At 63.6% G+C, this 22,609-nt stretch carries 23 protein-coding genes and 1 pseudogene; 13 read left to right on the plus strand and 11 right to left on the minus strand.

Translation table 11 applies throughout. The features are described from left to right. Positions 1-4 precede the first annotated feature (4 nt). Positions 5-979: a FecR family protein gene (locus tag NPS58_RS04440; protein ID WP_274113883.1), complete on the plus strand. Its 975-nt coding sequence runs from the start codon at positions 5-7 to the stop codon at positions 977-979. A gap of 79 nt (positions 980-1,058) precedes the next feature. Beyond that, positions 1,059-3,572 (plus strand): TonB-dependent siderophore receptor, encoded by a 2,514-nt coding sequence (locus tag NPS58_RS04445; protein ID WP_274113885.1) that lies wholly within the window; start codon positions 1,059-1,061, stop codon positions 3,570-3,572. A 39-nt stretch (positions 3,573-3,611) separates the two neighbouring features. On the opposite strand, the gene NPS58_RS04450 is transcribed toward NPS58_RS04445, so the two are convergent. Beyond that, on the minus strand, positions 3,612-4,310 hold the full coding sequence (locus NPS58_RS04450; protein ID WP_274113887.1) for a methyltransferase family protein: 699 nt from the start codon (positions 4,308-4,310) through the stop codon (positions 3,612-3,614). Positions 4,311-4,455: 145 nt separating this feature from the next. On the opposite strand from NPS58_RS04450, the gene NPS58_RS04455 reads away from it, so the two are divergent. The 3 genes from NPS58_RS04455 to NPS58_RS04465 all read left to right on the plus strand — a co-directional run bounded on the left by NPS58_RS04455 (position 4,456) and on the right by NPS58_RS04465 (position 7,173). After that, a complete protein-coding gene (locus NPS58_RS04455) occupies positions 4,456-4,959 on the plus strand; it encodes a GNAT family N-acetyltransferase (RefSeq protein WP_274113889.1) in 504 nt (167 codons plus the stop codon). An 87-nt stretch (positions 4,960-5,046) separates the two neighbouring features. Then, positions 5,047-5,502: a YbaK/EbsC family protein gene (locus NPS58_RS04460; RefSeq protein ID WP_274113891.1), complete on the plus strand. Its 456-nt coding sequence runs from the start codon at positions 5,047-5,049 to the stop codon at positions 5,500-5,502. Positions 5,503-5,589: 87 nt separating this feature from the next. Next, entirely contained in the window at positions 5,590-7,173 is a 1,584-nt protein-coding gene (locus NPS58_RS04465) for a sensor domain-containing diguanylate cyclase (RefSeq protein WP_274113893.1), read from the plus strand. Here the strand turns inward: NPS58_RS04465 and NPS58_RS04470 are convergent. Beyond that, a complete protein-coding gene (locus NPS58_RS04470; protein ID WP_274113896.1) occupies positions 7,170-7,856 on the minus strand; it encodes a TetR/AcrR family transcriptional regulator in 687 nt (228 codons plus the stop codon). The genes NPS58_RS04465 and NPS58_RS04470 overlap by 4 nt on opposite strands. A gap of 291 nt (positions 7,857-8,147) precedes the next feature. Between NPS58_RS04470 and NPS58_RS04475 the strand changes: the two genes are divergently transcribed. The 3 genes from NPS58_RS04475 (at position 8,148) to NPS58_RS04485 (ending at position 11,534) form a co-directional block, all read left to right on the plus strand. Continuing rightward, positions 8,148-8,756: an SCO family protein gene (locus tag NPS58_RS04475; protein WP_028941709.1), complete on the plus strand. Its 609-nt coding sequence runs from the start codon at positions 8,148-8,150 to the stop codon at positions 8,754-8,756. Further along, complete coding sequence (locus NPS58_RS04480) at positions 8,756-9,226, plus strand: copper chaperone PCu(A)C (RefSeq protein WP_274113898.1); 471 nt, start codon at positions 8,756-8,758, stop codon at positions 9,224-9,226. The genes NPS58_RS04475 and NPS58_RS04480 overlap by 1 nt, the downstream gene beginning before the upstream one ends. A 193-nt stretch (positions 9,227-9,419) precedes the next feature. Continuing rightward, complete coding sequence (locus NPS58_RS04485) at positions 9,420-11,534, plus strand: TonB-dependent receptor (RefSeq protein WP_274113900.1); 2,115 nt, start codon at positions 9,420-9,422, stop codon at positions 11,532-11,534. A gap of 69 nt (positions 11,535-11,603) precedes the next feature. Here the strand turns inward: NPS58_RS04485 and NPS58_RS04490 are convergent, their stop codons facing one another. From NPS58_RS04490 to NPS58_RS04500, 3 genes are all read right to left on the minus strand, one after another. After that, on the minus strand, positions 11,604-12,131 hold the full coding sequence (locus tag NPS58_RS04490; protein WP_274113902.1) for a cytochrome b/b6 domain-containing protein: 528 nt from the start codon (positions 12,129-12,131) through the stop codon (positions 11,604-11,606). Position 12,132: 1 nt separating this feature from the next. Next, positions 12,133-12,396, minus strand: a complete 264-nt coding sequence (locus NPS58_RS04495; RefSeq protein ID WP_274115355.1) for a PepSY domain-containing protein — start codon at positions 12,394-12,396, stop codon at positions 12,133-12,135. An 84-nt stretch (positions 12,397-12,480) separates the two neighbouring features. Next, positions 12,481-12,705, minus strand: a complete 225-nt coding sequence (locus tag NPS58_RS04500) for a hypothetical protein (protein WP_274113904.1) — start codon at positions 12,703-12,705, stop codon at positions 12,481-12,483. A 245-nt stretch (positions 12,706-12,950) separates the two neighbouring features. Here NPS58_RS04500 and NPS58_RS04505 point away from each other — a divergent pair, with 245 nt between their 5' ends. From NPS58_RS04505 to NPS58_RS04515, 3 genes are all read left to right on the plus strand, one after another. Then, positions 12,951-14,144, plus strand: coding sequence for a sugar transporter (locus tag NPS58_RS04505; protein WP_274113906.1), 1,194 nt, complete (start codon positions 12,951-12,953; stop codon positions 14,142-14,144). A gap of 341 nt (positions 14,145-14,485) precedes the next feature. Next, positions 14,486-16,153 carry a sodium:solute symporter family protein gene (locus NPS58_RS04510; RefSeq protein ID WP_274113908.1) on the plus strand — a complete coding sequence of 556 codons (1,668 nt, stop codon included), beginning with the start codon at positions 14,486-14,488 and terminating at the stop codon, positions 16,151-16,153. Next, entirely contained in the window at positions 16,144-16,266 is a 123-nt protein-coding gene (locus NPS58_RS04515; RefSeq protein ID WP_274113910.1) for a putative transporter small subunit, read from the plus strand. The genes NPS58_RS04510 and NPS58_RS04515 overlap by 10 nt, the downstream gene beginning before the upstream one ends. A 7-nt stretch (positions 16,267-16,273) precedes the next feature. Here NPS58_RS04515 and NPS58_RS04520 read toward each other — a convergent pair. Continuing rightward, positions 16,274-17,799 (minus strand): annotated as a pseudogene (locus NPS58_RS04520) (FAD-dependent monooxygenase). Between the two features lie 12 nt (positions 17,800-17,811). Further along, complete coding sequence (locus tag NPS58_RS04525) at positions 17,812-18,426, minus strand: LysE family translocator (RefSeq protein WP_274113912.1); 615 nt, start codon at positions 18,424-18,426, stop codon at positions 17,812-17,814. Between the two features lie 164 nt (positions 18,427-18,590). Between NPS58_RS04525 and NPS58_RS04530 the strand changes: the two genes are divergently transcribed. Both NPS58_RS04530 and NPS58_RS04535 read left to right on the plus strand, forming a co-directional pair. Then, entirely contained in the window at positions 18,591-19,220 is a 630-nt protein-coding gene (locus NPS58_RS04530; protein WP_274113914.1) for a hypothetical protein, read from the plus strand. Continuing rightward, complete coding sequence (locus tag NPS58_RS04535) at positions 19,213-19,863, plus strand: RES family NAD+ phosphorylase (protein WP_274113916.1); 651 nt, start codon at positions 19,213-19,215, stop codon at positions 19,861-19,863. The genes NPS58_RS04530 and NPS58_RS04535 overlap by 8 nt, the downstream gene beginning before the upstream one ends. Positions 19,864-19,914: 51 nt before the next feature. Here NPS58_RS04535 and NPS58_RS04540 read toward each other — a convergent pair whose 3' ends face one another. The 4 genes from NPS58_RS04540 to fdxH are packed head-to-tail and all read right to left on the minus strand — an operon-like array spanning position 19,915 to position 22,603. Then, entirely contained in the window at positions 19,915-20,142 is a 228-nt protein-coding gene (locus tag NPS58_RS04540; RefSeq protein WP_028941721.1) for a hypothetical protein, read from the minus strand. A gap of 24 nt (positions 20,143-20,166) precedes the next feature. Continuing rightward, positions 20,167-21,075, minus strand: a complete 909-nt coding sequence (fdhE, locus tag NPS58_RS04545) for a formate dehydrogenase accessory protein FdhE (RefSeq protein WP_274113918.1) — start codon at positions 21,073-21,075, stop codon at positions 20,167-20,169. Beyond that, complete coding sequence (locus NPS58_RS04550) at positions 21,072-21,716, minus strand: formate dehydrogenase subunit gamma (RefSeq protein ID WP_274113920.1); 645 nt, start codon at positions 21,714-21,716, stop codon at positions 21,072-21,074. Before NPS58_RS04550 ends, fdhE begins: the two co-directional genes overlap by 4 nt. Then, the gene (gene fdxH, locus NPS58_RS04555; RefSeq protein ID WP_274115356.1) at positions 21,713-22,603 is read right to left on the minus strand and encodes a formate dehydrogenase subunit beta; all 891 of its coding nucleotides are present in this window, start codon (positions 22,601-22,603) and stop codon (positions 21,713-21,715) included. The genes NPS58_RS04550 and fdxH overlap by 4 nt, the downstream gene beginning before the upstream one ends. Positions 22,604-22,609 lie beyond the last annotated feature (6 nt).

The following is a 22,609-nucleotide window of genomic DNA, read 5'->3' on the forward strand; positions in this document are numbered from 1 at the left end:
GCCGGTGCACGCCGATGACAGCATCGAGGCCCAGGCTGCCGAGTGGGTCCTGCGCCTGAGCGAAGGTGAACTGAGCGAGCAGGAGCGCCAGGCGTTCGAGCGCTGGCGCCAGCTCGACAGCCGTCACCAGGCCACCTTCGACCGCATCGACAGCGTGGTTGCGCAACTGCACAGCCTGCGCACGCAGCGCCGTGCCGTGCGGGCCGCATTGGAGGTCAGCGGCAAGCGCCGCAGCAAGATACCGCGCGCGCGCCATCTGCTGGGCATCGGCGTGTTGCTGGCCAGCCTGGGCCTGGCAATGCACCTGGGCGGATATCGCGTCGATGACCTGTTCGTCGACCTGCACACCGCGCCTGGCGAGTGGCAAACCCGCACGCTGGAGGACGGCTCGCGCATCACCCTGTATGGCAACAGCGCTGTCGATCTGAACTTCGACAATGGCCAGCGCCGTGTCGAGCTGCAGCGCGGACAGGTGCTGGTGGACGTTGCGCCCGATCCCGGCCGGCCGTTCGTGGTCGTGACCGACGACGGTAGTTTCACGGCCCTGGGCACGCGCTTCGTGGTCAGCCGTGGAGACGAGCAGAGCGAGTTGAGCATGCTGCACTCCAGCGTGGCGGCACAAAGCGCGGACCACAGCCAGTCGCTGCAGGTGCGCAGCGGTGGGCGTGTGTGGGTGCGCCCTGATGCGCTTGGCCGGCTGCCGGATATCGACCCCGCCAGCTTCGAGCAGGCCTGGCAGGGGCATCAACTAGTGGTCGAGCAATGGCCGCTGCCCCAGGTGCTGGAGGCACTCGGGCGCCAGCGTCGCGGGCATGTGCAATTCGATGCCTCGGCCCTGGCCGACCTGAAGGTGTCTGCCGTGTTGCCGCTGGACGATACCGAGCGTGCGTTGCAGTTGCTGGCCCAGGCCTTGCCGATCCGCCTGCAGTCGTTCACCCCGCTGTGGACGCGCATCGAACGACTGCCTGCGGAAAAATAATCATTCCCATCGGTTCCGCATTGTCAGCGTGGCCCGTCAAGCAAAGGGCCAACATGATTAAAACAGGAGCCGTTTCACCATGCGTCGATTTGCTGCTTCACCGACCCTGAGCCCCATAGCGCTGTGTATCCACCTGGCCTGTGCCGGGGTGGTCGTGGCCATGCCGCAGCTGGCCGTGGCCCAGTCCCAGCAGCGCTACGACATTCCGGCCGGGCCGCTGGGCACCGCGCTGAACCGCTTTGCCCAGCAAGCCGGTGTGGCGCTGGTGTTCCAGGCCGATGATCTGGCAGGGCGTACCAGCCATGGCCTGATCGGCACCTACTCCGTGGAGGACGGCTTTGCCACCTTGCTCGACGGCAGCGGCTATCGCATCAGCCAGAGTGACAAGGGGTACGTGCTGTTGCCGGTGGTCGACCTGCAGTCCGGGCAAACCCTTGAGCTGGGTGTGACCACGGTTGCCGGCCAGGGCATGGGGGAAAGCACGGAGAACACTGGCAGCTACGCGCCGGGCCTGATCAGCGTTGGCTCCAAGTCGCCCACCAGCCTGAGAGAAACGCCGCAGTCGATCTCGGTGATTACCCGCCAGCTGATCGAAGACCAGCAGATGACCGACATCAACGAGGCGATGAAGGCCACCCCGGGGGTGATTACCCAGAGCACCACCTTCCGTATCCAGGACTTCATTTCCCGCGGCTTCTCCATCCAGAACCTGCAGATCGACGGCGCCGCGCCCCAGGCCCTGGGCACTGCCATGGGCTCGTTCTATTCCTCGAACATCTTTGACCTGGCCGAGTTCGACCACGTCGAAGTGCTGCGGGGTTCGGGGGCCCTGTTCGGTGGGTCGGGCGACCCTGGCGGGATTATCAACCTGGTGCGCAAGCGGCCGATGGCCTACAACCAGCTCAAGCTGACCCTGAGCGCCGGCAGCTGGGACAACTACCGCCAGGAGCTGGACCTCACCGGCCCGATGGGCTGGGACGGTCGCCTGCGGGGGCGCCTGGTGGTGGCCAACACCGACCGTCAGTACTTCGTCGACAAGCGCAGCACGCAAAAGCCGCTGGTGTACGGCGTGATGGAAGCCGATATCACCGACGCCGACATGCTCACCTTCGGCGTCCGGTACAACAAATCCCATGAGAACGGCACGCAGAGCTCGGTGCCACGCTACAGCGATGGCGCCGACCTGGGCCTGCCCCGGCACACCGGCCTGACCCAGAACTGGGCGTTTGCCGACACCACCGCGCGTGAGTACTTCGCCAAGTACGATCACCGCTTCAACGACGACTGGAAGCTCAACCTGTCGTACACCAACATCTGGGATGTGTCCTGGTTCAAGACCGCCAGCACCCTCAACGCGGTCAACCCCACCACCGGCACTGGCGTGACCTGGTACGGCACCCAGAGCCGCCAGGAAAACGAGCAGCACTTGTACGACGTCAACCTGGCCGGTGACTTCCAGGCCTTTGGCCTCGATCATCAACTGGTGCTGGGTGCCGACTACCAGCGCATCGACAGCCGCTGGCTGGGCACTGCGCCGCATCCGGGCTTCGGCGGGCCGGTGGACGTCTTCGATCCGGGCGCCACGCCCTGGGAGGAGCCGGCCAACCACACCGACTACAGCCGCGACTACAACCCCAACGCCCAGCGTCAGTACGGCCTGTACTCCAGCCTGCGCCTGCAACTGGCCGAGCCGTTGCACCTGATCGTCGGCGCCCGCGCCCAGCGCTATCACTTCAACCAGACCTACCAGACCCGTAACGGCGATGTGTGGAGCCCGGTGTCGGATGTCGACCAGCGCATCGGTACCAAGCTCACCCCCTTCGGCGGTGTGGTCTATGACCTGAACGACCAGTGGTCGGCCTATGCCAGCTACTCGGAAATCTACAAACCGCAGGCCAACAAACTGTCCGGCCCGCAGCCGGGCAGCCCGATCGAGCCCATGAAAGGCAAGACCTACGAGACCGGCCTCAAGGGCGAGCTGTTCGATGGCGCCTTGAACACCAACATCGCCCTGTACTACACCACTCGCGAAAACGAGGCGGTGATCGACCCGGCCTACGCCGGTACCAGCAGCCTGTTCGCCGGCAGTTGCTGCTACCTGAGCAACGGCAAGGTGGTGAGCAAGGGCGTCGACATCGAAGCCTCGGGCGAGCTGCTGCCGGACTGGACCCTGATCGGTGGCTACACCTTCAACCTCAATCGCAACCGCAGCGCCGATTCGCCCCTGAGCACGGTGATGCCCAAGCACCTGTTCAAGCTCTACACCACCTACCGCCTGCCTGGCGTGCTGCAGGACTTCAAGGTCGGTGGCGGCGTGCAGGTGCAGAGCGCCACGTATGTGTCGGGTACCACCACGCGCTTCAATGCCGATGGCAGCGCGGCCCAGAGCAACGTGCCGTTCGACTTCAGCCAGGGCGGCTATGCCACCTGGAACGCGCTGGTGGACTACACACTGGACGAGCACTGGGACCTGGCGCTCAACGGCAACAACTTGTTCGACAAGAAGTACTATCAGACCGTCGGTACCTCGACCTACGGTAACTACTACGGCGACCCGCGCAACTTCATGCTGACCCTGCGCGGCACTTACTGATCGAGCGCAACGCGGCGCTCGACGGGGGGAGCGCCACCTCTACCAAAGTCCGGGAATCAGTTTCCAGCGCACGCGCCGGGTATAGTCGGCATAGCCGGCAAGCCCGGTCTGCAGCAGTCGGTCTTCCCAGCCAGTGCGCACGATCAGCAGCGCTGCGGCCAGGGTGGCCGGAAGCAATGCCCAGAACGAGCCCAAAGCCAGGGCCATGCCGAAGAACAACCAGAGTGCGGCGATGTAGCCTGGGTGACGGACAACACCGTAGGGGCCGCTGTCGATCACCCGTTGCTGGCGCTCGGACTGAATGCGCACGCCGGGCTCGAAGAAGGGATTGACGGCCTGTGCCCAGGCGGTGACCGCGATCCCGGCCAGCATGCCGAGGTAACCCAGCAGTACCAGCCAGGTCGGCACCGCCGATCCATGAAAGCGCCCGGCATCCAGCGCCGCCACAGGCAGCACCGCCGTCATCGCCGGCAGAATCATGGCCAGCAACGCCTTGTCCCAGCCTTTGGTGCCAGGTTGAAAGCGGCTGCGGGCGCGGTAGATCACCGGATTGACCCGTGCAAGTACCAATGCCGAGACGCCGAAGCCCACCACCATTACACCCAGAAACCACCATCCCGGTGCCCAGCCGAGGTTGCCGGCGGGCAGGAAGATCAAGGCCAGCAGTGCCAGGGGCAGGCCGATGGCGTAGGCGACGGCGGTGCGCCGGCGCATCGGTGGTGGGTCGATCGGGCTCATCAAGGACCTCCTTGTAGGAGCGGGCTTGCCCCGCGATCCGGCATTGATAACAATGGTGCCCGCCAAACAGGCACCCTTGTTTATAGACCGAGATCCCTATGCTTTCGATCCACGATTCCTGCCCGACCGTCCACGAGGCCCGGTCATGAGCGAGCTCACCGTCGAGCTGCTGCAGACCGGCCCGGAGCATGTCGAACTGATCCGCAACCTGTACCAGTTCTATGCCTACGAGTCCTCGGACTGGGAACAGGAGGACGTCGAGGTGGACGGCCGCTTCTACGTTCACGACGAGCATCTGCTGCGCTATTGGCAAGAGCCGGACTGGAGCGCCAACCTGATCCTGGTCGATGGCTTCATTGCAGGTTTCATGCTGATCGAGCGCAGTGAACTGCCGGGGCTCAACGCGCTGGAGTTGGCCGACCTGTTCATCCTCAAGCGTTATCGTCGCAAGGGCATCGCCAGCGCATTGGCCAGCCAGGTATTGATGAGCGGGGAGAGCGACTGGCTGATCCGTTTCTACGACCAGGACGAAACCGCTCAGGCGTTCTGGCGCAAGGTGCTCGACAACCTGCCGCGACCCACCCGGATGATCGAGCTCACTGATGAGCCCGACTTGCAGAACTACCTGGTAACCCGGGCGCTGCACTGACCGGCGCTGCGCTTGCCAAGCGTGGCGGTGTCATGTTCCATTGGGGCTTTGTGTCAAATCGCAACGCCTCGATAACAAGGACAAACCATGAGCTTGCAGTCAGTCCGGGCCTATTTCGCCCATCACGCCCCCGACATCGAAGTGGTGGAGCTGGGCACCAGCACCGCCACCGTCGCCCTGGCCGCCGAGGCCCTGGGTGTCGAGCATGGCCAGATCGCCAAGACCCTGTCGCTGCGGGTGGGCGAGGAAGTCATCCTGCTGGTCACCCGTGGCGATGCACGCCTGGACAACCGCAAATACAAACAGCACTTTGGCGTCAAGGCGCGCATGCTCGATGCCGCGCAGGTCGAAGAGGCGACCGGCCACCCGGTCGGCGGCGTCTGTCCGTTCGGCCTGGCCCGGCCGTTGCCGGTGTACTGCGATGTCTCGCTCAAGAGCTTCCCGGTAGTGTTCCCGGCGGGCGGTGCGCCCAACGCGGCCGTACGCATCGAGCCGGGGCACATGGCGACCTTGGTCGGCGCGCAGTGGGTGGATGTGGTCTAGCCATCCATAATCACGGGCTGTGTGCGAGCTTGCCCCGCGATCCAGAACAGCTAGGCTCAAGCGCGGGATCTTCTTACGGCAGGAAGCATGAAGTACTTACGTCCGAGTTCCATAAGCCTGCGCGGCCTGATTCTTACTTTCGTCCTCCTCGCGGTCATGGCCACGCTGTGCAACAGCTTGTGGGTGGCTTACGGGGTGCAACGCGATGCGCTGGTCCACTCACGGCTGGAAGCCAACCGCGCCTATGCCTCGAAGGTGGCCTCCAGCATCGGGCAGTTCCTGAGCTCGGCGCATCAGCACCTGGGGTACAGCAGCCAGAGGGTTGCCGAGGATTTCGGCAACCCTCAATTGCTCCGGGACGAAGCCGTCCGCCTTCATGGCCAGGACACCGACTTCAACGCCGTGCGCATCATCGATGCCAGCGGCAAGGTCGTGCAGGCCTACCCCGACCAGGCGCACATCACGGGCACCACCCTCAAGTCCGAGGAAATCCAGCAGGCGCTGAAGGAACGCCGTCCACTGGTCAGTCATGCCTACGTGACGGTAGCGGGCAACCTGATCGTGTTCATTTCCAACCCCATCTTCAGCGCGAAGGGCCAGTTTCTAGGTGTTATCGGCGCGTCGGTGTTCATCCGCCAGCAAGGTGTGCTGCACACGCTGATCGGCAACCACTATCACCATGACGGCACGTACGCCTTCGTTGCCGACGAGAACCGGCGCCTGCTGTACCACTCCGATCATGCGCGCATTGGCGAGGTGCTCACTTCGAGCCCGACCGTCGATGCAGCCTTGAGGGGCGAGAACGGGGCGATGGATGTACCGAACTACAAGGGCATTCAAATGCTCGCCGGTTACGCCCAGGTGACGAATGCCAACTGGGCAGTGGTCGCGCAGCAGCCACGGGACCTGGCGCTGGCGCCGCTGAACAAGCTGATGCGCGATATGTTGATCAAGATCGTGCCGGCCGGGCTGGTAGGCCTGGTGTTGATTCTGCTCGGTACCATGCTGATCACCCGGCCCTTGCGGCAACTGGCCAAAAGCGCGACCCACCTCTCGGACCCGGCCGCCACCGAGGACTTGCGTGGCATCAATGCCTGGTACGAAGAGGTCGCAGCCATTCGCCGGGCATTGTTCAACAGCGTGCAACTGGTGCAACAGCAGATCGGCAGCCTCAGCCACGCCGCGCAAAGCGATGCGTTGACGGGGCTGGCCAACCGCCGTGCGATGGATGCGGCCCTTCAGGCGCTTGATCAGTCGGGCCGGCACTATGCGGTACTGGCGCTCGACATCGACCACTTCAAACGGGTCAACGACAGTTTCGGCCATGATGCAGGCGACGTGGCCCTCAAGCAGGTGGCAGGCATTATCCGCCAGTGCTCCCGGGACCAGGACCTGGGCTGCCGGGCCGGGGGAGAGGAGTTCGTGCTGGTGTTGCCCGAGGCCAGCCTGGAAGCGGCCAGGGATATTGCCGAACGTATCCGCCAGACCCTTGCCAGCACCGAAATAGCTCAAGTGGGCACCCTCACGATCTCTATCGGTGTGGCCTGCCGCAGCGCGGACACGCCGACACCCGAGGCGATTCTCAAGCACGCCGACCAGCGCCTGTACCGGGCCAAGGCGGGGGGGCGAAATTGCGTGGTGGCCGACGACGCCCAGGCGCAGGCGGTCTAACCCGGCAACACCCCTTGCAGCACCAGGCGAGTGATGCTGGCGACGGCGTGGTCGAGGTCCTCGTCGCGGGGCTTGTCCTTGTGCGCATCGTTTGCAAAGTGCGCGCCAAAATTGGCATAGGCCTGGGTGGTCGCCCACAGGCTGATCAGCAGGTGCCGGGCGTCCACAGCGACCAGTTGGCCGTTGTCGATCCACTGCTGCAGGCACGCAACGGCTTTACCCACTTCATCCTGCAGGCGCGCGGCGTGTTCGCCGGGCAAGTGCCGCGCACCGTGCATCATCTCTGCCACGAAGACTCTCGCCGCCCAGGGGCGCGTGCGGATGATCTTGAGTTTGGCGCCGATCAAACGCTCCAGTGCCGGCCGTGGGGCATTGCCGGGGTGCAACTGGGCGAACGCGTCCAGATAGCGCTGGGCAACGCTGTCGAGCACCTGCCGGTAAAGGTTTTCCTTGGACTGGAAGTAGTAGTTGACGTTGGCCTTGGGCAGGCCGCTCAGCTTCGCCACCTCGCTCAGGGTGGTAGCGGCGAAGCCGTTACGGGCGAAGGCCTTGGCTGCGACCCGCAAAATCAGCGCGCGATTGCGCCGGCCCGGTTCATTGGGTTTTTTCTCGACCAGTCGTTCGCTCACATAGGTCACGCCGGTGGGTGAGTTCGGAGTGTCCTGATACAGCATGTTTTCCATCTGCCTTCTCGTCTGGCCAGTCTGCCCGCTTCGCAATATACAAAAATATATAGCGAAACAGATAGGCTTTCTGAAACCCTTGGCGCAAAGCCGCGCAGGGTGATCAGGCTGGAAAGGCCGGATGAGGTTCTTGTCACATTCTGCGACAACGGGCCGCACCCCGAAACTAAAGGGTTACAGACGTACGGGGCGATCGGCGCTGGAACCCTGGGCGGCCCACATGACAAAATGTCGCGCTTTTTCGACAGGCCTCACCTACGAGGCGCAACACCCTCCCAAAAGGATGGTTACATGACTGATTTACTGACCCGGCGCCAGGTCATGGCCGGGATCAGCCTGCTGAGCCTCGGGGTTCTGGCAGGTTGCGACAGAGGCGGTGGCGCCTTGTCGTTCAAGTACGGCAAGGACATGAGCAACAAGATCCTTGGCCGCTCCTTCAAACTCAAAGACACCCAGGGCAACGAACGTACGCTGTCCAGCTTCTGGGGCACCATGCCGATGGTGTTCTTCGGCTTTACCCAGTGCCCGGCGGTGTGTCCGACCACCCTGGCGCGCGCGGCGCAGATCAAGAAGCTGATGGGCCGCGATGGCGGCTTTTTGCAGGTGGTGTTCATCAGCCTGGACCCGGAGCGCGACACGCCCGAAGTGCTCGATGCCTACGTCAAGGCGTTTGATCCCTCGTTCGTGGCGCTGTCCGGCACCCTCGAGGAAACCGCCGCAGCCGCCAAGGAATTCGGCGTGTTCTATGAAAAGGTCCCGGCGGGCGATACCTATACGATCTCGCACACCTCGACCAGCTATGTCTTCGACTCCCGTGGCCAGCTGCGCCTGGGACTGTCTCATTCACTGACCGCCAAAGAGTGCACGGAAGATCTGCTCACGGTCATGGAGGTATGTTGATGCGCTACCCAACTCTCAAACGCACCCTGGCCGCCCTGGCTGTTTTCGGCCTGGCGTTGCCGGCCTTCGCCGACACCAGCGTCACCGATGCCTGGGTGCGCGCCACCGTGGCGCACCAGCAGTCCACCGGTGCCTTCATGACCTTGACCGCCAGTAGCGACAGCAAGCTGGTGGACGTGCAATCGCCTGTGGCCGAGATCGTCCAGGTACACCAGATGACCATGGACAACGACGTCATGGGCATGAAGCAGGTGCAAAGCGTCGAGCTGCCGGCCGGCAAGGCGGTCAGCCTCGACCCCAACGGCTATCACGTGATGCTCATGAAGCTCAAGCAACAGGTCAAGGAGGGCGAGCAGGTGCCCCTGACCCTGGTGATCGAAGACGCCAAGGGCCAGAAGCAGACCCTCGAGATCAAGGCTCCGGTGCGCGCACTGAACGCCGAAATGCACGGCCACGAACACATGCATTGATCGCCAGCTCGCTGTAGACGCGGGCTTGCCCCGCGTCGCTCGCGATGAACAAGCCAGGCTGCCGTCAAGAACGGCAGCCTGGCTTTTTTGTGCGTGGCTTCAAATATTTTCGCAGTAAAAGCATTCACTTCTCATTTACAAATCGTTACCATTCGCGCCCCTTTACAATCTTTACAAATAAAAAAAGGAACGCATGGTGGCATTTTCGCGCATTCGCCCGGCTTCTCTCTCCGTCCTGGGCATGCTGGTCGCTCCAGCGCTGCAAGCCGAAACCCTGGCCATTCCGGCAACCTCGGTCAACAGCAGTTATGAAGAACAGAGCTACAAGGCCAGTGAAAGCAAAACGGCGCTGAAGATCGACGCACCGCTGCGCGACATCCCGCAGACGGTCAACGTCGTGCCGCAAAGCGTGATCAAGGACCAGGGGGCACAGTCGATGGAAGACGTGCTCAAGAACGTGCCCGGCATTGGCCTGTCCAACGGCGACGGCCAGCGCGACCAGGTCACCATCCGTGGCTTCAGCGCCATTGGCGACATGTACGTTGATGGCCTGCGTGACGATGCGCTGTACTACCGCGACCTTTCCAACGTCGAGCGAGTCGAGGTGATCAAGGGCCCGGCGGCCGTACTCTACGGGCGCGGGTCATCCGGCGGCCTGATCAACAACGTCAGCAAGAAGCCCACCTTCAGCCCGGTGCAGGAAGTGGGCGCAAGCTTCGACAGTGAAGGCAAGCGCCGTACCCAGTTCGATGCCGGCTGGGCCGACCAGCAGCAGGGCGACAAGGCTTTTCGGGTCACCGGTGCCCTGGAGGACAGCGACACCTTTCGCGATGACGGCTACATCGACCGCAAGGCCATCGCGCCGACCGCCTATTTCAAGCTCTCCGACGACCTGGACCTGACCGTAGGCGCCACCTACCTGTACGACAAGCGCCTGATCGACTTCGGGATTCCGGCCCTGGGCGACCGGCCGGTGGATGTCGACCGCGACAAGCGTTTCGGCGCCGGCGATCCGGACGACGACTACGCCCGCAGCGAAGTGTTCTCGTTCACCGCCGGGGTTGATTACCGCCTCAACGACGACTTCACCCTGAGCAACACCAGTCGCTATTACCATTACGACCTGGACCGCAACAACACCCTGGCCGACACCAGCCCCACGCGTTTTGTCACCGCCGCAAACGGCGATCTGCTGGTCAAGCTCAACCGTGGCAACGTGCAGCGTACCGAAGACGGCTGGTTCAACCAGACCGAGCTCAAGCACCAGGCGCAACTGGCCGGCATGAACCACAACTTGCTCTATGGCATGGAACTGGGCCGCCAGGTCAAGGACCAGTCGGTGTTCAGCCAGAACAACGTGGCCCAGGTGCCGGTGTTCCGCGATGGACTGGTCGACGTGCCATTCCAGGCCAACCGCCAGACCGCCAAAGGCACCACCACCCAGGACACCGCGGGCTTCTATGTGCAGGACCTGATCGAGCTGGCCCCGCAGTGGAAGGCCCTGGTCGGCGTACGCTACGACGTGTTCGACCAGGAATACGCCGATGACCTCAGCGGTGCCGACCTTACCCGTACCGACACCACCTGGAGTCCTCGTGTGGGCCTGGTGTTCCAGCCCGACCAGATCCAGTCCTACTATGTGTCGGTCAGCCGCTCCTACCAGCCATCCTCCGAGGTGTTCGCCCTTAGCACCGGCAACCAGGGCCTGGAGCCCGAAGAAACCACCAACTATGAAATCGGCGCCAAGTGGGACCTGCTCGACAGCCGCCTGGCGGTGACCGCAGCGCTGTTCCGTCTGGAGCGCACCAACATGAAGACCACCGATCCGGCCAACCCGGCCAACCTGGTGCTGTCGGGCGAACAGCGAACCGATGGTTTCGAGGCGACGGTCAGTGGCCAGTTGACAGACAAATGGCAGGTGTATGGCGGCTTCGCGTTCCTGGATGCGGAAATCACCAAATCCAACAGCAGCACCAATGGCGTACCTAACGAAGGCCAGACCCCGACCCTGACCCCGCGCACCAGCGCCAACCTGTGGCTGGTGCGTTCCCTGAGCGAAACCTGGCGGGTGGGCATGGGCGCAAACTATGTGGACGAGCGCTACACCGCGCTGGACAACGTGGTGGTGATGCCGTCGTACACCACGGTAGATGCGGCCTTGCTGTACAACCAGCCGAAGTGGGACATGGCGCTGCGCCTGCGCAACGTCTTTGACCGCGACTACTACGCCTCGGCCCACGGCTCGGTCGACCTGATCACCCCGGGCGCACCACGTACCCTGGAGCTGAGCACCAACTACCGCTTCTGAGGTTGATGAACGGCATCGCGGGGCAAACCTGCTCCTACCTGCAGGAGCGGGTTTGCCCCGCGAATGATTTCAGAGGTTGCGCCGCTTACCGGTAATCATCGACAGCGGCAGGTTCTCCTTGAGGCGCAGGCTCTCGAACACGGCAGCGCCGATGTGCACACAGACCAGCCCCAGTAAGATGTTGGCCATGTATTCATGAATATCGCGCGGCAGTTCTTCACCCCAGAAGTAATCGACTTCCTCCATCAGGAAGCCGCTGAGCCCCAGGCCGACCATCAACAGCAACATCAGTACCATGACCAGCGCGCCGATGGGCGAGTGGCCGAGGCGGTGATAGTTCTCACCGTGGATCAAGGCGTGCAGGTGCCATTTGAGCCGGGCAGGGGTTGGCCAGAAATCCACCCAGCGCGCCGCAGACGTGCCGACAAAACCCCAGAGCGTACGGATCAGCACGATGGCCACGGCGTAGTAGCCCAGCCAGCGGTGCCAGCCATCGCCTTCTTCGGTAAAGAAGTAACCGCCGACAAAGGCCACCACCAGCGACCAGTGGCAAAACCGCACCAATGGGTCCCAGAGGCGCAGGGTATCGGCCTTCACCTCAGTCGATCTCTTCCTTCACCTTCTTGCCGGTGACCGGGTCGAAGTAGATTTCGACTTTGCGCTTGTCCTTGTCCCAACCGTAGATCTCATAGCAGTTGCCGTCGGTGATCTTGAACTTCTTGATCTCGTAACCCTGCTTTTTCAGCTCTTGCTGGAAGTTGTCCGGGTCCTGCCACTGGACCTTGTCGGCCTTGGAACATTCGGTCTTGGCCAGCGCCAGCGGGCTGGCGACAAGCAGGGCGGCAAGCAGAAGGGTACGCATACGCATGACAAGTCCTCGCGATTATGGAAAACGCGGCAGCACAGCCATGAAGCCGGATTGAGCTTATGTCGGGTGTGGCAACGATCAGCGAAAACGCGGCAGCGGCCGTTCGACGTTGAGCGAGGTCAGGGTCTTCTTGACCAGGGCTTCGTCGGCCTCCACCACCTTGAGGCTGGCGCGGATCTTGCCGGCCACCGGAATATCGCCCTGGCGGTCGATCCAGTCGGCAATCTCTTTGCAGGCGCTGGCCAATGTAGTCTGCCGATGGTCGATAAGGGTCAGTAGTTTGGTGATTTCTTTGTCGGACATGGTGTAATCCTCCGCGTGCGAATTCAGTGTAGCAGTGCCCGCTGAAACTGCCGCCGCCGGCCCGCCACGCGGTTGTGAGCCGGCCAACGACGTACTATCCTTGCCGCCAAGCGATACCCCGCATACTTATAACCAATTCCTCTGCGCACACGCTTCCACTCAGGTCCGATGGCCTTGGGTGCTTCATGCTGGGCGCACGATCCGTGCCTTGCGACTGCAAACGATCTGGAGTAACACCCCCACCGATGAATACCCCCGTGGATGCGCGAGCCGGCAGCTGGCTCAGTGTGATCGCCCTGGCCCTGGCGGCCTTTATCTTCAATACCACCGAGTTCGTTCCGGTGGCACTGCTCAGTGATATTGGTGAAAGCTTCCAGATGCCTACCGCCCAGGTTGGCCTGATGTTGACCATCTATGCCTGGGTGGTGGCCCTGGCGTCGCTGCCGATGATGCTGCTCACGCGCAACATCGAGCGGCGCAAGTTGCTGACCATTGTCTTTGCGCTGTTCATCGTCAGCCACCTGCTGTCGGGCGTGGCCCAGAGCTTTGGCATGCTGTTGCTCAGCCGTATCGGCATCGCGCTGGCCCACGCCGTGTTCTGGGCCATCACCGCATCGCTGGCCGTGCGCGTGGCGCCGCCTGGGCAACAAGCCAAGGCCCTGGGGCTGCTGGCGACCGGCACCACCCTGGCGATGGTCATGGGCATTCCCCTGGGGCGGGTAGTGGGGGAGGCGCTGGGCTGGCGCACCACCTTCCTGGCGATTGGCGGCGTAGCCCTGGCGACCTTGATCTGCCTGGTCAAGTCGCTGCCGTTGCTGCCCAGCCAGAACTCGGGCTCGCTGCGCAGTGTGCCGGTGTTGTTCAAGCGTCCGGCGCTGGTCACGGTGTACGTGCTGGTAGCGCTGGTGATTGCCGCACAGTTCACCGCCTACAGCTACATCGAGCCCTTCGCCTTGAACGTCGCGCAGATCAGTGGCGAGCTGACCACCGTGCTGCTGCTATTGTTCGGCGGCGCCGGGGTGTTTGGCTCGGTGCTGTTCAGTCGCTACAGCGAGCGCTTCCCCAGTGGTTTCCTGATCGCCGCCATCGCCATGCTGGCGGCCTGCCTATTGCTGTTGCTGCCGCTGTCCGCCGACTTCGGCCTGCTCGGTACGCTGAGTGTGTTCTGGGGCATTTCGATCATGTGCTTCAGCCTGGCGCTGCAGTCAAAAGTGCTGATCCTCGCCTCCGATGCCACCGACGTTGCCATGGCGATGTTCTCGGGGATCTACAACATCGGTATCGGCGCCGGGGCCTTGATCGGCAGCCTGGTCAGCGTGCACATGGGATTGGCCAACATCGGCCTGGTGGGAGGCTCGCTGGCCGTGGTCGGCCTGCTGTTGTGCGGGGTGACCACCTACCGCTTCGCAACTGCCGGTGTGACCGATCGCCCGCTGTAGCGCACAGGGGGCGCCATCCCTAGGCTGGACCATCGCCCCCGACATCCCTATACTCCCCGTCTCGCAATTCACCTTGACCCTGCAGCAGCGGGGTCGCCATCCAGGTCACGCTCAGTGACCCGACGCCAAGCGTCGAAGCACGCTCTGCCTTTTTTGCAGATACCTCGCGCCGGTGGCGCGTCTTGCACGTTCGCGCAGGTCTGCGCGCATCCGCATTTCTGCTCAGTGTTTCGACGGCTCGGCCATGGGGCTCGCCGCCCATCGCATCCCGCGCAAACGGCCTGCTCGCAGCCACCTCTGGTCATGCATGACCGAACCTGCGAAAGACAAGGGAAAACACGATGCAAGAAACTGCTTTTTACCAGCTGTCAGCCACCTCAGCGATACTGCTGCTGGTCGGCTTCTACGGCGCCACCTTCCTGCTGTCATTGTTGATTCGTGAGAAAAACGAAAACGTCGATGGCTTCATGGTCTCCAACAGCGCCGTGGGCTTCGGGTTGTCCAGCGCGAGCATGATCGCCACCTGGATCTGGGCTGCCTCGTTCTATGCCAGCGCCACTTCAGGCTTCAAGTACGGCCTCTCCGGGCCATTGCACTATGGCTTCTGGGGCGCGCTGATGATCCTGTTCATCTATCCCTTCGGTAAGCGCTTTCGCCAACTGGCGCCCAAGGCCCACACCCTGGCCGAAATCCTTCACGCCCGCCACGGCACCTCCAGCCAGATGATCATGGCGGTGTCCAACATCATTGGCAGTTGCATCAGCCTGATGGTCAATTTCACGGCCGCCGGTGCACTGGTGTCGATGCTCAGCCCGCTGACCTTCATCCAGGGCGTGCTGATCGCCGGCCTCGGCGTGTTGTCCTATACCCTGTGGTCGGGCTTTCGCGCCTCGGTGATGACCGACTTCGCGCAACTGGTGGCGATGATCCTGGCCGCGGTTATTATTATTCCGCTGATCTTCTTCAATGCCGGTGGTCCCGACCTGCTGGCCGCCAACATGTGGCGCCTGGATGCCCAGCAGGCGGACTTCTATTCCACCAAGGCGATCCTGGAGCAGGGGGCCCCGTACTTTGTCGCGGTGCTGGCCTACGCGATTGGCAACCAGACCATTGCCCAGCGCCTGTTCGCCGTACGCGAAGACCTCATCAAGCCCACCTTCCTCACCGCCACCATCGGTTACGGCGCGATCGTCATCGGGCTGGGCATGCTTGGCCTGCTGGCGCTGTTCACCGGCCTTGAGCCTGTCAATGGCGACATGAACAACATCATTCCGCAGATGGCCTCCACCTACCTGCCGCCCATCGGTATCGCGTTGTTCTTCATCCTGGTGATCGGCTCGCTGTCATCGACCGCCGACTCCGACCTCACCGCACTCTCGGCCATTGTCATGACCGATGTGTATGGCAAGAACCTCGCCAGGGGCAACCCCGACCCGCGCCGCATGCTGTGGTGGGGACGCGCGACCATGGTGATCGCCACGCTGTTCGGGGTGGTGTTCGCCAGCCTCAAGTTCGACATCCTGGTGATGCTGGTCTTTGTCGGCGCCTTGTGGGGCGCGATCGTGTTCCCGGTGATCGCCAGCTGCTACTGGGACCGGGTCAACAATCGTGCGTTTGTCTGGTCGGTGTTGTCGGCGGTGCTGCTGTTCACCGTAGTGCGCTTCGAGCTGGTGCCGGTCGACGGTGCGGTAGCTGTGTTCTTCGAGGTCTGCGCGGCAATCGGTGGCGCAGTGGTACTGGGGCTGATGACCTTCGGCTTCTTCGGCCGCACGGCGGCATTGGCGGTGGCTGCGCTGGCGCTGGCGCTCATGTTGCCGGTGTTCATCGGCACCCTGCGCGAGTACATCGTGCTATTGGGTTCGCTGACGGCCTATGGGGTCAGCACGGTGGTTTGCGTGGCGCTGAGCCTGCGCAACAACGAGCGCTTCGACTTCGACCTGCTGGCAACGCGGGTGACCTCGTTCCAGCGTGAACAATCCTCGATCCAAGGAGAAGTGGTATGTGGTTGACTCTGTATTTTCTGGTCTGGCCGGCGATCTCGCTGGGAGTATTGATCGTGCTGCTGGTCACCCTCTGGCGCGATGTGCGTGCGGCCCGCAAGAGCGGCGAGGCGATGATCTGACGTCCGTCTACAGGCGGCCGGTCAGGCCGCGTTCGGCAAAGTACTGCTCCAGCACGTCGGCCCCGGCATTGCTCCAGGCCAGGGCCACGTAGCTGTCGGGGCGCAGCAGGTACACGGCATCGCGCATCAGCCCGGCGGCTTCATGGGCTTCGCTCCAGTTGAACACCTCCACCGGTATGCCACGGGTGCCGCACCATTGCACAAGGTCGGCACCCACTGCGCCGTATACCTGCACCTGCCAGCTCATGCGGGCAAGACTGCTGTAGTTGTCGCGTCCACCGTCGGCCACCCAGGGCAGTCGATCGCCACCCTGGATATCTCCCGCGCTGCCGACGCTCAGCGGCATGTCGCGGTAGTTGATGCCGATTTGCGAGACGGTGCGAAACAGAAACTCGCGCGCCGACTTCAATGCCACCACCCGCGGGAACAGCCGCGGCGCCAGGCGGGTACGCAGCAGGCCGGCCAGGCGGCCATCGGCGGTGATGAAGTTGAACACCTGGTCGGTGGTTGCCACCAGCCGCCTGGCAAAGGCGCTGCGTTCGATCTCGAACGTGTCGAGCAGGCTGTCCTCGGCCTGGCCGCGCAACACGCTGGCCAACTTCCAGGCCAGGTTGATGGCATCGCCGATGCCCGTGTTCATGCCCTGGCCGCCGGCCGGGCTGTGTACATGGGCGGCGTCGCCGAGCAGGAAGGCCCGCTGCTGGCTGAACTGCTCGGCCACCCGGTGATGTACCCGGTAGGTGGAAAACCAGTTCACCTGTTGCACCTGCACCTTCATATGCTCGATCGCCCGTCGGCTGACATCCTCGAAACGCAGCGTGTCGGGGTGTTCGGCGCGTTCATCGCGCACGGTGCCGATCAGGCGCGCACGGCCACTGCCCGCCAGGGGGAAGACCGCCAGGAAATCCGCTTCGTCCAGGTCCACATGCAGCTCACCGTTGAGTGCCGGGCCCTGGGCCTGCACATCGGCCACATAGAACACTTGCTGGTAGGTACCACCCGGAAAGCCGATGCCCAGCGCCTTGCGCACGGTCGAGCGGGCGCCGTCGCAGCCGGCCAGGTAAGCCGCTTCGCAGTGCGCCTGCAGGCCGTCGGCGTGGTGCAACTGCGCGCTGATCCCGCGCTCATCCTGGGTAAAGCCCTGCAGATCGGTCTGGCGTTCCACCTCCACGCCAAAGCCTTGCAAGCGTTCGATCAGCAGTTGCTCGTGCTGGTCCTGGGGTAGATGTGCAGGAAGGGATAGGGGGTAAGGTCGGCACCGATATCGCTGAAGGGCAGGCGCGCCGCGGCTTCGCCCTTGACCCACAGGTTGGCCGCCGGCACCCGGTGGCCCTGTTCGAGAATCGCCGAGGTAAGGTCCAGCTGGCGGTACAGCTCCAGGGTTCGGGCCTGTACCGCCAGCGCCCGGGAGGTGGTGCCAGGGCCGGCGGTGCGGTCGACGATGCGTACCTTCACCCCCAGTTTGCTCAGCCACAACGCCAGCACCAGCCCGGTGGGGCCGGCGCCGACAATCAGTACCTCACAACGGTTCATCGCACGCGCTCCTCAGCGCTGGGCGAACGCCAGGTTCAGGCCCAGGCCGGCAAAGGATGCCGCAAAACTGCGGCGCAACCAGTTCTGCACCTGCGGCGACTCGATCACCGCGCGGCGGAACAGGTTGGCCAGCAGGCCGTACAACACGAACACCACGAACGTCATGAGCATGAACACACCGCTCAGGCCGAGCATCTGGGCGGTCACCGAACCGCCCTGCGGGGTGATGAACTGGGGCAGGAACGCCAGGAAGAAAATAGTCAGCTTGGGGTTGAGTATGTTCAACAGGCCCGCGCGCAGCATCAGGCTGCCGGCGCTGCCGACCTGGGTGTTGCTGTCTACGGCGAAGGCCGAGCGATCGCGCCAGGTCGCGTAGGCCAGGTACAGCAGGTAGGCGACACCGGCGAACTTCAGCCCCTGGAAGGCCAGGGCACTGGTGTGCAGGATGGCCGACAGGCCGAGTATCGAAGCCAGCAGGTGCGGGACGATGCCGGCGGTGCAACCGAGCGCGGTGTACAGGCTGGCCCGCTTGCCTGCGACCAGGGCGGTGGAAATCGTCAGGATTACACCGCTGCCGGGAATCAGCACGACGATCAGGGAAGTAATGAGGAAATCCAGGTTCGGCATTGTGTTGCGCTCCATGCACGCAGAAGGAAAGACACTCCCCCAAGTGTAAGACGGCCCGGAGGATTTGCGCGCCGGTCGTCGGCACGGCTGTGCGTGGATGGTGGTGATGTATGATCTGGATTAGTATGGATTCGTCATATCCAATCTAATCACACGGAGCTCCCATGAACCGCCGGACCGACTCCAAGCAACAGCGCCTGCGCGAAGCCGAAAAAGTCGTCGCGGTGGCCCTGGCCCAGGCCAGCCCGCGCGAGGCGGATGCCATCGCCGAAACCTTTGCCAACATTGCCGGGTTGGTCAAGGACCTGGTCGGCCGCCAGCACCGGCAGGCCCTGGAGTCCATCGTCGAAGCCCTGGTACCCAAGGTGCCGCCCACGCCCACCGCGCTCAAGGAGGCCGCAATGCTGGCCAAGGCGCGCACGGCGGTGCTGGAGAGCGGCGAGTGGTTGACCGCGGCGCAGATCGCCGGGTTGGCCGGGTTCAGCCTGAGCAACCCCAGCGCCCAACCGAACAAATGGAAGCGTGAAGGGGCGATTTTTGCCTTGCGCCACCATGGCGTGGATTACTTTCCGGCCTATGGACTGGACGCTGGCGCTGGGTACCGGCCCCTGAAGGCCATGGCCCCGGTGCTGGAGCGGTTTGGCGAGCACAAGGACAGCTGGGGCCTGGCCTACTGGTTCATGTCGGCCAACAGCTTCCTGGCCGGGCAGCGCCCCCTCGACCTGCTGGCCCGGGAGCCTGCGCGGGTGCTGGCTGCAGCCGAGGACGAGCTGCAGGTCGTTGCCCATGGCTGATACGCCGCAGCCGCCGGCCACACTGCAGCTCTCGACCCTGACCTGGGCGGCCGGAACGCCGATCCACCGGGTGCATCTCGACTGTTATGGCGCCGACCAGTTCAACCCGGGTATCCGGGGCAATGCGCGCTTCAGCCCGATCCACGACGAGCACGGGCAGCCGATCCCGACGCTCTACGGGGGCACCAGCTTCGACTGTGCGGCCATGGAGACAGTGTTTCATGACGTGCCCTTTGCCGCCGGTTTCAAAACCTATGACAAGGGCAAGCTGGCAGGTCAGCAGCACTCGCTGCTGCACTGCGTGCAGGACTTGCTGCTGGTGGACCTGGGCAGCAAGGCGTTGCGCAAGCTGGGGGTGCCGCGCAAGTTGTTGATCGACACCGAGAAGGATCAGTACCCGCTGACCCGGTGCTGGGCCGAGGCGATTCATCGGCAATGCGCGCACGTCCAGGGACTTTGCTGGACATCACGCCAGGACGACAGTGCGCGGGCGCTGATGTTGTTCGGCGACCGGGTCGGCGCGGGGTCGCTGGTGCGCCAGGGGCAAGGGCGCAGCCTGTTGGCAGACAGTACGGCCTACCTGCAACTGCTGGGGGTGGCGGAGCAGATCGGCGTACTGATCGTGGCGGGGCGGGTGAGTTGACCTGCTGCGTTCGCTGGGCAAATCCGGCTCCCACATTTGCCCAGCGATGTCCTACTCGGCCTTGCCGCGCACGATACGCCCACTCTTGATTTCGTCGGCGTAGGCGTGAAGCTTGTCGGAGTCCTTGTACAGGCGGTTCATCAGGTGCAGCACGGCCACCACGTCGACGCCGTCGATGCGTTCGGCCAGCTTGCTGATTTCTCCCGCCGTGCGCTCAAGGTTCGAGGCGACGCTTTTAAGGTCGCGCTTGAGTTCAGCAGACGATTTTTTCAGACCCATGGGAAACCTCGGTAGTGGGCGACATCAACCCGGAAACAGAAACGGACTGACGCCGCTACGCCCGTACCCTTCACGTTCTACCTCGGCATCCAGGGCCAGGGTGGCCAGGTCGTCGGCCAGCAGTTCCTGGTCGCGGTCCTTTTCCGGGTAGAAGACTTTCAGGTAACTGTGACAGTCGTTGCAGCTTTCAGCCTTGAGCGCGGCATCCTGACGGTCCAGCGACCAGTAGTCCAGCGCGCCGGTACCTTCGCAGTTGCTGCACTTGACCCGCACCATGTGCCAACGGCACTCGCACAGGCTGCAGTGCAGGTAGCGCAAGCCTGCCTGGGCACCGGTCATCACCACGCTTGCCACCGGCGCACTGGCGCACACCGGGCAGTGCTGGCGCTGTTCGCCCAGCGCGGCACTGGCCGACGCCGGCAGGGCGCTGGCCAGTTGGGTGAAGTACAGCGACAGCGCGGCCCAGACAAACAGCGCCTGGCCGCTGCCGACCTGCTCGAAGTGGCCAGCCAGCAACGCGCCGGCGAGGTTTTCCAGTTGCTCAGGCGTATGCTCGCGAAGGCCATCGAGGGTCGCTCGCACCGCCGGGTTGGCGTCGGCATGCAAGGCGTCGATCAAGCCCTGCAGCAGCTGCTGCCAGTACGGGTCACGCGGGTAGTCGGCACTGTCGAGCGGGGCCTGGCCGCGGCCCAGCCGCTCGCCCAGCCCGGCCGCCAGCACCGGTGGCAGCGGCATGCGTTCGAGCAGCTGGTGCTGGGCCTGGACCAGTTGCGCGCAGAAGTCCAGGTAGTCGCCCATGGCATGGGCTTGCGCCAGTTGTTGCAGGCGCGCCGCACGCTTGCTGTAGCGGTCCTTGAGCGAGGGCAGCAGCACTGCGACGATTTCGTTGACGCCGCCGGTGGGCGTCTGCAGTGGAGTCATCTGGATGCTCATGGCTTGCTCCCGGGCTTGTCCTGCTTGCTGATCTGGCGGTACCAGCGGTCGTGGTGGGTCTTGGCCCAGGCGCGGCTGACGTAGCCGGTGACCATGCCGCGAATCGAGCCTTTGACCCAGAACGCGAGGTAAGCGTGGCCAATGATCAGCAGGATCAGCGCGATGCCGGCCAGGGCGTGCACCAGCAGGCCGATGCGGATGGTCGGGATGCTGAACAGCGGCGCGAAGTACGGCCGCCAGATCACTACGCCGCTGAGCAGCAACAGGCTGATCAGGCCCATGATTCCCCAGAACAGTATTTTCTGCCCGGCGTTGTATTTGCCGATGTTCAGCGCCGGGTCATGTTTGCCGGCCAGCACCTGCCTGACGTTCTTGAACCACTGCACGTCTTCGCGTTCGGGAAGGTTGTAGCGCACGAAACGCACGAACAGGAACATCAGCAGCACGAACACCACCACCCCGAAGAACGGGTGGAGGATGCGTGCCAGTTGCGGGGTGCCGAACACCGCATTCAGGCCATTGAACGAGGGGAAGAACCACGACAGCCCCGAGAGCGCCACGGCGAAGAAGCAGATCACCATGAACCAGTGGCAGGCGCGGTCGATGAAGCGGGTGCGCAGGATCAGTTTGTCGGTGTTCATGCGTGGGTATCCTCCTCATGTTTCTCGTCCGCTTCATCGACCTCGTTGGGGCCCACGCCGATGTAGTGGAACAGGGTGCCGGCCAGGGTCGCGAAGAACGCGGCCGCCGCCACCGGTTTCATCCAGCCTTTCCAGCCCTGGATCGCGGTGCTGATGCGCGGGTCGGTGGGCAGCTTGTGGTACAGCTGCGGCTTGTCGGCATGCTGCAGCACGTACACCACATGGGTGCCACCCACGCCTTGCGGGTCGTAGATGCCAGCGCCGGCAAAGCCGCGGCCCTGCAGTTCGCTGACCCGTTCGCTGGCCTGGTGCAGCATGTCCTGCTTGCTGCCGAAGTTGATCGCGCCGGTGGGGCAGGTCTTGACGCACGCCGGCTCCTGGCCGACCGAGACGCGATCCACGCACAGGGTGCACTTGTAGGCCTTGTTGTCTTTCTGGCTGATGCGCGGCACATCGAAGGGGCAGCCGGCGATGCAGTAGCCGCAGCCGATGCAATGTTCGGACTGGAAGTCGACGATGCCGTTGGCGTACTGAATGATCGCCCCCGGTTGCGGGCAGGCTTTCAAGCAGCCGGGGTCGGCGCAGTGCATGCAGCCGTCCTTGCGGATCAGCCATTCGAGCTTGCCGCTTTCGTCTTCGACTTCGTCAAAGCGCATCAGCGTCCAGGTCTCGGCAGACAGGTCCGCCGGGTTGTCGTACACGCCGACGTTGTGGCCGACCTCGTCACGCAGGTCGTTCCATTCGTTGCACGCCACCTGACAGGCCTTGCAGCCGATGCAGATGCTCACGTCGATCAGCTTGGCCACTTCGGCCTGGTGATCGCGGGTGTGTGGCGCCGGGGTCAGCACGCTGGTGGCCGAGCGGCGGACGATGTCTTGGGATTGCATGGACAT

Origin of the sequence: Pseudomonas putida (assembly GCF_028682455.1) — a bacterium.
Lineage (GTDB): Bacteria > Pseudomonadota > Gammaproteobacteria > Pseudomonadales > Pseudomonadaceae > Aquipseudomonas > Aquipseudomonas putida_AA.

Bases quoted from the DNA above. Each gene is read 5' to 3' on its own strand.
- NPS58_RS04470 (WP_274113896.1), bottom strand. From the start codon at position 7,856: ATGGAAAACATGCTGTATCAGGACACTCCGAACTCACCCACCGGCGTG.
- NPS58_RS04505 (WP_274113906.1), top strand. From the start codon at position 12,951: ATGAATACCCCCGTGGATGCGCGAGCCGGCAGCTGGCTCAGTGTGATC.
- NPS58_RS04485 (WP_274113900.1), top strand. From the start codon at position 9,420: ATGGTGGCATTTTCGCGCATTCGCCCGGCTTCTCTCTCCGTCCTGGGC.
- NPS58_RS04475 (WP_028941709.1), top strand. From the start codon at position 8,148: ATGACTGATTTACTGACCCGGCGCCAGGTCATGGCCGGGATCAGCCTG.
- NPS58_RS04445 (WP_274113885.1), top strand. From the start codon at position 1,059: ATGCGTCGATTTGCTGCTTCACCGACCCTGAGCCCCATAGCGCTGTGT.
- NPS58_RS04535 (WP_274113916.1), top strand. From the start codon at position 19,213: ATGGCTGATACGCCGCAGCCGCCGGCCACACTGCAGCTCTCGACCCTG.
- NPS58_RS04460 (WP_274113891.1), top strand. From the start codon at position 5,047: ATGAGCTTGCAGTCAGTCCGGGCCTATTTCGCCCATCACGCCCCCGAC.
- NPS58_RS04550 (WP_274113920.1), bottom strand. From the start codon at position 21,716: ATGAACACCGACAAACTGATCCTGCGCACCCGCTTCATCGACCGCGCC.
- fdhE (WP_274113918.1), bottom strand. From the start codon at position 21,075: ATGAGCATCCAGATGACTCCACTGCAGACGCCCACCGGCGGCGTCAAC.
- NPS58_RS04465 (WP_274113893.1), top strand. From the start codon at position 5,590: ATGAAGTACTTACGTCCGAGTTCCATAAGCCTGCGCGGCCTGATTCTT.
- NPS58_RS04500 (WP_274113904.1), bottom strand. From the start codon at position 12,705: ATGTCCGACAAAGAAATCACCAAACTACTGACCCTTATCGACCATCGG.
- NPS58_RS04540 (WP_028941721.1), bottom strand. From the start codon at position 20,142: ATGGGTCTGAAAAAATCGTCTGCTGAACTCAAGCGCGACCTTAAAAGC.
- fdxH (WP_274115356.1), bottom strand. From the start codon at position 22,603: ATGCAATCCCAAGACATCGTCCGCCGCTCGGCCACCAGCGTGCTGACC.
- NPS58_RS04530 (WP_274113914.1), top strand. From the start codon at position 18,591: ATGAACCGCCGGACCGACTCCAAGCAACAGCGCCTGCGCGAAGCCGAA.
- NPS58_RS04480 (WP_274113898.1), top strand. From the start codon at position 8,756: ATGCGCTACCCAACTCTCAAACGCACCCTGGCCGCCCTGGCTGTTTTC.
- NPS58_RS04515 (WP_274113910.1), top strand. From the start codon at position 16,144: ATGTGGTTGACTCTGTATTTTCTGGTCTGGCCGGCGATCTCGCTGGGA.
- NPS58_RS04495 (WP_274115355.1), bottom strand. From the start codon at position 12,396: ATGCGTACCCTTCTGCTTGCCGCCCTGCTTGTCGCCAGCCCGCTGGCG.
- NPS58_RS04450 (WP_274113887.1), bottom strand. From the start codon at position 4,310: ATGAGCCCGATCGACCCACCACCGATGCGCCGGCGCACCGCCGTCGCC.
- NPS58_RS04455 (WP_274113889.1), top strand. From the start codon at position 4,456: ATGAGCGAGCTCACCGTCGAGCTGCTGCAGACCGGCCCGGAGCATGTC.
- NPS58_RS04510 (WP_274113908.1), top strand. From the start codon at position 14,486: ATGCAAGAAACTGCTTTTTACCAGCTGTCAGCCACCTCAGCGATACTG.
- NPS58_RS04525 (WP_274113912.1), bottom strand. From the start codon at position 18,426: ATGCCGAACCTGGATTTCCTCATTACTTCCCTGATCGTCGTGCTGATT.